Source organism: Terriglobales bacterium (assembly GCA_035457425.1).
Lineage (GTDB): Bacteria > Acidobacteriota > Terriglobia > Terriglobales > Acidobacteriaceae > JACPNR01.
The window spans coordinates 1-9,055 of record DATIBR010000130.1 but is presented as its reverse complement, the minus strand read 5'-3'; the positions used below and the strand labels follow the sequence as shown (position 1 = coordinate 9,055).

General features: G+C 65.7%; 10 protein-coding genes. 4 read left to right on the top strand and 6 right to left on the bottom strand.

Features of this window, described 5'->3' with window-relative positions:
• The 3 genes from VLA96_10035 to VLA96_10025 all read right to left on the bottom strand — a co-directional run.
• Positions 1 to 581: hypothetical protein (locus VLA96_10035; protein HSE49533.1), on the bottom strand; the 581-nt coding region annotated here is incomplete at its 3' end.
• 188 nt (positions 582 to 769) lie between these two features.
• Positions 770 to 997, bottom strand: a complete 228-nt coding sequence (locus tag VLA96_10030) for a hypothetical protein (GenBank protein HSE49532.1) — start codon at positions 995 to 997, stop codon at positions 770 to 772.
• Positions 998 to 1,251: 254 nt separating this feature from the next.
• Positions 1,252 to 1,611: an STAS domain-containing protein gene (locus tag VLA96_10025; GenBank protein ID HSE49531.1), complete on the bottom strand. Its 360-nt coding sequence runs from the start codon at positions 1,609 to 1,611 to the stop codon at positions 1,252 to 1,254.
• 306 nt (positions 1,612 to 1,917) lie between these two features.
• Between VLA96_10025 and VLA96_10020 the strand changes: the two genes are divergently transcribed.
• Positions 1,918 to 3,180 carry a GAF domain-containing SpoIIE family protein phosphatase gene (locus VLA96_10020; GenBank protein HSE49530.1) on the top strand — a complete coding sequence of 421 codons (1,263 nt, stop codon included), beginning with the start codon at positions 1,918 to 1,920 and terminating at the stop codon, positions 3,178 to 3,180.
• On the opposite strand, the gene VLA96_10015 is transcribed toward VLA96_10020, so the two are convergent.
• Entirely contained in the window at positions 3,177 to 3,602 is a 426-nt protein-coding gene (locus VLA96_10015) for a CoA-binding protein (GenBank protein HSE49529.1), read from the bottom strand. The genes VLA96_10020 and VLA96_10015 overlap by 4 nt on opposite strands.
• A gap of 156 nt (positions 3,603 to 3,758) precedes the next feature.
• On the opposite strand from VLA96_10015, the gene VLA96_10010 reads away from it, so the two are divergent.
• On the top strand, positions 3,759 to 4,394 hold the full coding sequence (locus VLA96_10010) for a hypothetical protein (GenBank protein HSE49528.1): 636 nt from the start codon (positions 3,759 to 3,761) through the stop codon (positions 4,392 to 4,394).
• Positions 4,395 to 4,477: 83 nt separating this feature from the next.
• Here VLA96_10010 and VLA96_10005 read toward each other — a convergent pair whose 3' ends face one another.
• On the bottom strand, positions 4,478 to 5,680 hold the full coding sequence (locus tag VLA96_10005) for a hypothetical protein (GenBank protein ID HSE49527.1): 1,203 nt from the start codon (positions 5,678 to 5,680) through the stop codon (positions 4,478 to 4,480).
• A gap of 6 nt (positions 5,681 to 5,686) precedes the next feature.
• Entirely contained in the window at positions 5,687 to 6,478 is a 792-nt protein-coding gene (locus tag VLA96_10000; GenBank protein HSE49526.1) for a helix-turn-helix domain-containing protein, read from the bottom strand.
• Positions 6,479 to 6,744: 266 nt separating this feature from the next.
• On the opposite strand from VLA96_10000, the gene VLA96_09995 reads away from it, so the two are divergent.
• Positions 6,745 to 7,797: a sensor domain-containing diguanylate cyclase gene (locus tag VLA96_09995; GenBank protein ID HSE49525.1), complete on the top strand. Its 1,053-nt coding sequence runs from the start codon at positions 6,745 to 6,747 to the stop codon at positions 7,795 to 7,797.
• Positions 7,798 to 7,806: 9 nt separating this feature from the next.
• On the top strand, positions 7,807 to 8,880 hold the full coding sequence (locus VLA96_09990; GenBank protein ID HSE49524.1) for a hypothetical protein: 1,074 nt from the start codon (positions 7,807 to 7,809) through the stop codon (positions 8,878 to 8,880).
• Positions 8,881 to 9,055 lie beyond the last annotated feature (175 nt).

Genomic DNA, 9,055 nt, shown 5'->3' with positions numbered 1-9,055 from the left:
GGAGCGTTGTCGTCCGGCGGGTGGGTGGGGGGATCGGGATCGGGGAGTCTGGGCATGCGGTCGAGGTCGCCGCGGACCCAGTAGGCGAGTTCGGCGCAGCGGCGGTAGGCCTCGTCGCGGAGTTCGTCGGGCGGGTCGAGGCCGTACATGAGGTGGCGGGTGAGCTGGTCGGGGAAATAGGGGAAGCGGTCGGAGTCGAGCTCGTCGCGCAGGTTGGGGAGGTTCTGGCTGGCGACCTGGAGGGCGTAGAGGATGCGTCCGGCTTCGGGGGCCTCGAGGTTGCGGTCCTGGAGGCGGCGGATGGTGCGGGAGATCTCGAGCTGGATGGAGGCGGCGTCCTCGTAGACGCCGAGGGTGGGGTAGCGGCCTTCGTAGTCGCCGGCGTGGAAGATGCAGAAGTCGGAGTCGCGCTGGGCGGGAGCAGCGCAGGCGCGACCGTTCATCTTGACGTGGGCGCAGCGGCGGGCGGCGGAGGCGTGGATGGTGAGGTTGAGGGCGGAGCTGGCGGATTTCCTGGGCGAGGTGTTAGTTCTTGCCGTCGTCGTTCTTGCAAACAAGGGCTTGGTCTTGAAGTTTGGCATTGCGTTAACCCATCCCCCGGGGGTCCGGGAGGCTTTCTCAATGTAATCAGTACTTTACGGGTAGGGTAACCCTATGGCGGAAGGTCGGGTTCCCTGCACCGGACGTTCTTGCCGAGGCGAACATAAGGTGAAAGCAGATTACGCCGCGCGGCGCGATGTTGTCAATACAAAAGATTGTCAGATGTCTTTCAGATATAGCGTGTGGAGCGGAAGCATACGGCAATCGGCCTCGTGAGGTTGAGGTCGAAGACCTGGTTGAGGTTGGTCATGGCCATGAGGTCGCGGACCTTCGGGGTGAGGTCAGCGAGGCGGAGTTCGGCGCCGGCGGAGCGCGCGGCGGGGCGCGACAGAGGATCTGCTCCGGACCAAAGCAGAGCAGCCGCGAGGATCAATGAGCCGAGGAGCCGACGTACCATCCGGGACCTCCGCTGTCTGACTCAAAAGTTGCGCGGCAATCTAGCAAAGCTGCGAAATCGGGTCAATGAGAAGCTGGAGCAGATTCCTCGCACGCGCTCCCTCGTCCGCCGCCGCGGACTCGGCTCGCGCGGCTCGGAATGACAAGGAGAAAGGCAGCCTGGACGGAGGCCTGAAGGCCTCCTCCACCCGTTGGCCGACGAGCGAAGACCGACGACCGACGACCTGTAGCGAGGTCTTGGCTGCTGCTTATCGCTTATTGCTTATCGCCCGCGCGCAGCGCCTTGAGCGCCGACTCCTCGGTGAGGTTGAGGTCGAAGACCTGGTTGAGGTTGGTCATGGCCATGAGGTCGCGGACCTTCGGGGTGAGGTCGGCGAGGCGGAGCTCGGCGCCGGCGGAGCGCGCGGCGGTGTAGGCGCCGACCAGCTCGCCCACGCCGGCGGAGTCGACGTAGGTGACGCCGCGCAGGAGCAGCAGGAGCTTGCGGGCGCCCTGCTGGAGCTGGTCGCGCACGACCTTGTGGAAGTGCGCGCTGCTGTCGCCCACCAGGATGCGTCCCTCGACCTCGAGGATGGTGACGCCGTCGGATTGCCGGGCCTGCACGTTCAGGTTCATGGGCAGGGAGTGTACCGGAAATCTGTAATCGGTAATTTGTAATTTGTAATCTGCGGTCGTCGGCCGTCGGTCGGAAACGCAAGGTCCCTCGACTCGGGCCGGGAAAGTTCGCCCGGCCCTCGCTCGGGATGACAATCTCTCTTCTCGGCCCTCGCTTGGGATAACAATCTCTCTTCCCGGCCCTCGCTTGGGATGACAATCGTTTTTGTGGGCGACAAAACTGAATCCTGCCCGTCCAACGGACATCTACCAAGGAAGCCGGCAGGGCCCCGCATCCCAAGCAGCCGGCCAGGGTGGGGATGAATGATGGCAGCGAGCGCTCAGCCACAGGTTCCCGCGGCGCGCCGCCCCGACACGGAGGTGGTGCGCGACCTGCTGCGCCTGCAGCGGACGGCGCAGAAGATCAGCTCGATCCTGGAGCTCGACCCGTTGATGGACCGGATCGCGCACGAGATCGTGGAGACGTTCGGCTCCATCGAGGCGTCGGTGTGGCTGAAAGACCCGGAGCGCGACGAGATGGTGGTGGCGGGAGTGCGCGGGTGCACCCGGCACACCAAGGGACATCGCTTCAAGATCGGCAAACAGGGGATGGTGGGCTGGGTCGCGGCGAACGGTAGGACCCGCTACGCCCCGGACGTGACGCTGGACCCGCACTACATCGGGTGCGAGGAAGGGACGCGGTCGGAGATCGTGGTGCCGCTGCGGGCGCACGGCGAGCTGATCGGCGTGCTGTGCACGGGGCATCCGGAGCTCGACGGCTTCAGCAAGTGGCAGCAGCAACTGCTGGAGCAGCTGGCCGAGCAGGTGGCGATCGCGGTGGCGAACGCGCGGCAGTACCAGCGCGAGCAGTCGGCGCGGGTCGCGGCGGCGAAGGAAGCGGCGGAAGCGCGCATCGTGCAGGAGGCGCTGCTGCCGAAGGCGTCGCCGTTCGCGCCGGGTTTCTCGATCCAGGGGCGCTCGCTGCCGGCGGGCGCGGTGGGCGGGGACTGGTACGACTTCATCCCGCTCTCGGACGGCAAGTGGGGCATCGTGCTGGCGGACGTGAGTGGCAAGGGCATGGGAGCGGCGCTGCTGATGTCGGCGACGCGCGCGGCGCTGCGCTCGATGGCCGACACCTGCTTCGGTCCGGGCGGCGTGCTGCAGAAGCTGAACCGGCAACTGATGGCCGACATCCCCGCCGGGCGGTACGTGACGATGGTGTTCGGCATCTTCGACCCGGCGACGCGCAAGCTGACGTTCGCGAACGCGGGGCACCCGGCGCCGGTGTTCGCCAACGGCGTGGAAGCGCGCGCGCTGCCGACCGAGAAAGGCCTGCCGCTCGGCATGATCGAGGGCTTCTACTCCGAGGTGACGGTGGAGCTGACGCCCGGCTCGCGGCTGCTGTTCTACTCCGACGGCATCAGCGAGGCGATGAGCCCGGCGGACGAGGAGTTCGGGCAGGAGCGCATCCTGAAGGAGATCAACCACCCGCGCAATTGCGCCGACTGCTTCCTCGAGCAGATCGAGGCGTTCGCGGGCGGACGGCCGCAGCACGACGACGCGACGGTGATCCTGATCCGCACGCTCTAGACGAAGCGGGCGCGGTGCTCCTTGAGGATGCAGCGGTCCATGACGACCTTGATGCCCGCCTTGCGCGCCTTCTGCGCGGCCTGCTCGTGGACGACGTCTTCCTGCATCCAGATGACCGGCAACTTGAGCTGGATGGCTTCGTCGACGAGGTCGGGGACGGCGTCGGAGCGGCGGAAGACGTCGACGATGTCGATCTTGTCCGGCACGTCGCGGAGGGTGGCGTAGGCCTTCTCGCCGAGCGCGCCCTTGATGTTCGGGTTGACGGGGATGATGCGGTAGCCGTGATGCTGCATGTAGGCGGCGACGCCATAGCTGGGGCGGAGCGGGCTGGACGAGAGGCCGACGACGGCGATGGTCTTCGCGCCTTTGAGGATGTCGTGGATCTCGTCGGTCCTGGTCTTGTGCGCGGTCTTGTGGGTCATCGTTCGGCCTGCACCGGGAAGTGGGCAGTCATTGTATAGAACGGGAGTGGCTGCGGCTAGTTGCCTGACCGGGATCGAGCCATCGGGCGGGCGTATACTGCGCGTATCCGTACAGTCCCCAGCTGGAATGCCCGCAAGCGCGGGCGGGAGGCCGCTGTGCGCAAGCTGATCACGCTCGCCCTTGTTTCCCTGCTCTGCCTATCCCTCTCCGGCTGTTTCCTGACGTCGATGCAGCCGTTCTACGAGCCCGGCAAGACGCTGGATGAGCCGGCGCTGCTCGGCACATGGCACATGAAGAATTGCTCGGAGAACGACGAGGTCAAAGAGAAGTACTGCGTGCTGGTGATCGAGCCGGGACGGACGGAGCGCGATGGCAAGCCGGAGAAGGGCTACCGCATCACGTTCCGCGACGAGCGGAACCTGGGCAGCGAGTACGAGGGCTTCCTGTTCGAGGCGGGCGGCGCGCGGTTCCTCGACACCAGCATGAAGGAAGGGCCGAAGGTGGACATCGCGTTCGCCATCCACGTGGTCACGGGGCACGTGGCGTGGAAGACGGAAGTCGCGGGGCAGACGCTGAGCTTGACGCCGCTGAAGCGGTCGCTGGCGCGCGAGGCGGCGAGCCTGCAGCCGCCGGCCGCGACGTTCGAGTACGACGGCGACACCATCCTGAGCGGGAAGACGCCGGAGGTGCGGGCGCTGCTGGAGAAGTTCGCGATGAACCCGGAGTCGTACGAGAAGACGCTGCAGTGGAAGAAGGGGCCGGCGCCGGGAGCGGGGCCGAAGAAGAAGTAAGAGTGCGCGCTCGTGGGCGAGCGCGCCACGACTCCGTGGATAGAACCGCGCCCTCGGGTCGAGGGCGGGCGCTCCATGCCGGACTATTCCATCTTCTTGCCGGCGGGGGCGGATTTCTCCTTGAACTTCTTGAGGGCCATCTTGCGGAGGGTGTCGGAGATGTTCTTGTTCATGGAGACGGCCTTGAGGTCGTTGACGAGCAGGTGGTTCATCAAGGGGAGCCCGAGGTCGAGCGGGCAGCGCGGGTTATTGATGAGGGCGCGTGCCACGGAGTAGTTCTTCATGAACTTGCGGTTGCGCGCGATCTCGCGCAGCACGGCTTCCTGCACGTTCTTCATCGAGGCGAACATCTCGACCTCGGCGTCGGAGAGCTTGGGCGAGGAGAGCACGGCGCAGGAGACGACCTTGGAGCCGTCGCGGATGAGGATGTAGCGCTCGTCCTTGGTGCCCTTCATGGCGAGCTGGACGCGCTCGCCGACGGTCATGCGCGCGATCTTCTGCAAGGTGGAAACGCGCTCGCGGGCGCCGGCTTCGGCGGCGCGCATCTTGAGGGTCTTCTCGTCGACCTCGGCGGCGGGAGCGGGGGCGGCGGCAGCGGCAGCCGGAGCGGCGGCGGCGGGAGCGGCGGGCTGCGCAGCTTGCGCCGCGGCCATCTCGGCGGCGAGGTCGACCTCGTCGCCTTCGTCGAGGGTGCCGCCGACGAGCTCGAACTTCTTGCCTTCCTCGGCGGCGATCTCGGCGGCGTGCTCGATCTCGTACTGGGTCTTCTCGCCGGCCTCGATGTCCTTGTAGGCCTGGATGACCATGGTGTCGTCGCCGAGGTCGTGGAGCAGCGACTTGAGGACGATCTGCTCGGGTTCGCTGAGGTGGTGATTGGTGGCGAGCGCGAGCAGGATGTCGCGCGACTTCCGCACGCGCTCGGACTTGAGCATCATGTCGACGATCTCGCGCAGGGGCGTCTGCGCCAGCTCCAGGAGGCGCGACTCGCGCACCGAGGGGTTCTCGAGCAGGGCGGGGACGAGCTTGGGCCGGCGATTCTCGGGCGCGATGAAGTACTCGAGGACCTCCCAGGGCGTGTTGGGGTCGGAGCAGAGGGCGATGGAGGCCTTCTCGTCCCAGGCGGCGAGGGTCATCTTGGCGTCCTGCGCGAAGACGGGGTTGGTGGTGAGGTAGACGAGGATCTCGACCATCTCGGCGGCGGAGAGGGCGAGAGCGCCCTTGGCGGCGGAGCGCATCACGTTGGCCGGGACGGCCGACTGCTTGATGAGCTCGATCATGCGCGCCATGGGGAGCTACCTCTCGAGGCCCTGCGGGGTGAAGACGACGGTGCGGGGCTTGTTCTCGGGGCCGAGTTGCGGGAGCGTCTTGCCGTTGTGCGAGATCTCGACGCCGCCCGCGTTGCCGAGGGTGAGCTTCACGCGCTTCTGCGCGTGGATCTCGACGGCGGAATCGGTGGGCTTCATCCTGACTTCACGCGCGGGACTGTCGTCGGCGGAATACTTGATCCAGGCGTCCTTGCGGGCGCGGATCTCGAGCAAGAAGCCGTCGGCGGCAGGCGTCGCGCCGGCGGTGAGCTCGGGGGTGGAAGGCGTGGCGTCCGCGGGAGCAGCGGCCGGGTCGCTCGCGGGCGCCGGGGTGGGCGGCGGAGGCGCGGGCGTCGCAACCACGGCGGCGGGGATCTGCGCTTCCACCTGCCGGGTCTGCTGGTACCAGCGCCAGCCGTAGTAGCCGCCGGCGCCAAGCAGGAGGAGGAGCGCGACGGCGACCCAGAGGCCATGGCGGGAGCTCTCGCGGACGGTGGAGTATTCGGGGACTTTTTCGGTCGGCGGATTGGGGAGCGGCTGGTCGCCTTCGCCGGCGGCGAGCAGGTAGTCGGCGACGGCCTGCTCCTCGTCGATGCCGAGGTACTTGGCGTAGGCGCGGACGAAGCCCTTGTTGAAGATGCCGCCGGGGAGCTGGTCGAAATCTTCTTCTTCGAGCGCGCGCAGGCTGCGCGTGCCGATCTTGGTGGAGGTAGCGATCTCTTCCAGCGTGATGCCGCGCATCTCCCGCTCGCGCTGCAATCGCTGGCCGAAGGAACCCATGACGCTCGTTTCCTGAGTGTGGTTTGCGGCTGAGGGATTTTCCGCTGGAGCGCGCTCATCATAGGTTCGTTCGCGCGCGGGAGTAAAGAGAAAACTAGGCCTAAAGGCAGCCCGAGCAACGACTTTGGGCGAATCCGCGAAGCGTCTAGGGGTTGTTACCTAAGTCGCACGGGGGCGGTGGTTTTGTTGCTGCTTTGGGAAATCGTGCATATAATACGCGCCACTTGGCGTCCCCCCTGCTCGACTCGATGCCCAGGAATCCTCGGATGACTGAAGCCGCCGGCACGGACCGCAGACGCGAGATCCAGGAACTGACGATCTTCCACGACGTGGCGAAAGCGCTGACGTCGTCGCTGAATCTCGACTCGGTGCTGCAGACGATCATGGAGAAGATCTCGGAGTACTTCCGCCCGGACACCTGGTCGCTGCTGATGGTGGACGAGCCGAAGGACGAGCTGTACTTCGCGATCGCGGTGGGCCCGGCGGCGGACACGCTGAAGTCGCTGCGGCTTAAGGTGGGCGAAGGGATCGCGGGGTGGGTGGCGAAGCACGGGGAGTCGCTGATCGTGCCCGACGTGTACACGGACCCGCGTTTTGCCAAGCGCATCGACGAGATGACGAAGTGGCAGACGCGGTCGATCATCTGCATCCCGCTGAAGTCGAAGCACCGGACGCTGGGCGTGATCCAGCTGATCAACTGCGACGTCAACAACTTCACCGACAACGAGATGTTCTTCCTGCACGCGCTGTGCGACTACGCGGCCATCGCGATCGATAACGCGCGGGCGGTGGAGCGCATCCAGGAACTGACGATCACCGACGACGTCACGGGGCTGTACAACGCGCGGCATCTTTACAAGACGCTGGAGGCGGAGGTCTACCGCTCGGCGCGCTTCGGCTACCAGTTCACGGTGATCTTCATCGACCTGGACCACTTCAAGCAGGTGAACGACACGCACGGGCACCTGGTGGGGTCGAAGCTGCTGGCGGAGATCGGATTCAAGATCAAGAGCCAGCTGCGGCTGATCGACTTCGCGTTCCGCTACGGCGGCGACGAGTTCGTGGTGCTGCTGCCGCAGACCGGGAAAGATTCCGGGCTGGTGGTGGCGAAGCGGCTGCGCGACGGCTTCCGGGGCGCGACCTTCCTGAACGACGAGAACCTGCACATCAACGTGCGCTGCTCGATCGGCATGGCGACCTATCCGGAGGACGCGAAGAGCGCGCACGAGATCATCCGGCAGGCCGACGAGATGATGTACATGGTGAAGAACTCGACCAGGGACAACATCGCGGTGGCGCAGCAGGGGATGGTGCGGTAGCGGGGCGCGATGAAGCGCGTCGTTAACTGCGTCTTCCTGCTGATCCCGATCATTGGTCTAGCCCAACAGCCCTCCTCAGAGCCCTTCTTTCGGTATCAGCGCGTTTACGAGACAGAGAGTGTGTGTCTGCTCCTGCGGGGCGACGGAGCTGTCCGGTGGGAAAAACAGGACGGCCTCAACTTTGCGGCGCGCGAAGGAACGATCGCTCCCGAACAGTTGCAGCAAGTGATCAAGCTCCTGTCCGATCCCAGGATCGCGAAGCTGGAGCAACGCGAGATCGTGACGGAGATGGTGATCTCGTACACCGAAGCCGTCCAACTGGCGATCGACCGCGGCGATCACTGGCAGGAACTGACTTTCGGAACGCCCAAAACCGTGAAAGCCCACAAGCAGGCGCTGGAGCCGATCGTTCGGTGGGTGAGCGAGATCGCAAAGAGAAACCTGGTGGCCAGCGCCAACCAGACGGCGACGAAGTGCCTGCCGCAACCGAAGACGGTCGAACCGCGCCTGGCGACCACCGCTGCCGCGGCGACACCAGACAGAGCCCCGGCGCCGGTACGGCCGTGGCGACGCCCGTTCCTGGTCCGCTATTCGCGTGACTACTTCTATCGCACGCACGAACGAGATTGCGCGGTCATCTTCCCGGATGGTCACTTCCGGATGGAGCACCGCACGCAACACCGAGCCGACGACGAACCAAGCGCCAAGGTCTATGAGGGGGACGTCCCGCCTTCCGCGATGGAGCAGTTGCGCGGCTTGCTGGAAGCGCCCGGACTGGTGCAGGCGACGAGCCCCGAGACGACTCCAAATGTCTGGATGAGGGAAGGAGAGATCGTCACTGCCGACATTCCACGCGCGAACGGCCCGCAAAATCTGGAGTTCCACCGTTACTTCGGCGTCGTCGCGCCCGGCAAGAAATCAGAGGAGCCCGGCGGGAAGGCCGGGATCAAGTACGAGATCGCCGCACCCAAAGTTCTGGACCCATTGCGCGAGTGGATCAAGCACCACGTGCAAGAGCACAAGGGCAAACCCCTCGCCGACCACACGGGAAACAACTGTTTCCCCGAAGAACCGAAGCCGTAGCTATTTCCGCTTATCGAGCACCGGGCTTTCTTTGGTGCCGGTCTCGTTCTTCTCGGCGGGGACGGGCTTCCAGGCGGCGTCGTTGCGCGGGGCGGCAGGGTCGACGCCGAAATCCCAGACGAACAGGTTCATCTCTTTCGGGTTGAGCATCTCGACGATGGCGTACTCGCCGGGC

What these genes read in the sequence shown, in the direction of transcription:
- VLA96_10030 (HSE49532.1), bottom strand. Translation starts at nt 997, where the DNA reads ATGGTACGTCGGCTCCTCGGCTCATTGATCCTCGCGGCTGCTCTGCTT.
- VLA96_10025 (HSE49531.1), bottom strand. Translation starts at nt 1,611, where the DNA reads ATGAACCTGAACGTGCAGGCCCGGCAATCCGACGGCGTCACCATCCTC.
- VLA96_09995 (HSE49525.1), top strand. Translation starts at nt 6,745, where the DNA reads ATGACTGAAGCCGCCGGCACGGACCGCAGACGCGAGATCCAGGAACTG.
- VLA96_10005 (HSE49527.1), bottom strand. Translation starts at nt 5,680, where the DNA reads ATGGCGCGCATGATCGAGCTCATCAAGCAGTCGGCCGTCCCGGCCAAC.
- VLA96_10015 (HSE49529.1), bottom strand. Translation starts at nt 3,602, where the DNA reads ATGACCCACAAGACCGCGCACAAGACCAGGACCGACGAGATCCACGAC.
- VLA96_09990 (HSE49524.1), top strand. Translation starts at nt 7,807, where the DNA reads ATGAAGCGCGTCGTTAACTGCGTCTTCCTGCTGATCCCGATCATTGGT.
- VLA96_10000 (HSE49526.1), bottom strand. Translation starts at nt 6,478, where the DNA reads ATGGGTTCCTTCGGCCAGCGATTGCAGCGCGAGCGGGAGATGCGCGGC.
- VLA96_10020 (HSE49530.1), top strand. Translation starts at nt 1,918, where the DNA reads ATGGCAGCGAGCGCTCAGCCACAGGTTCCCGCGGCGCGCCGCCCCGAC.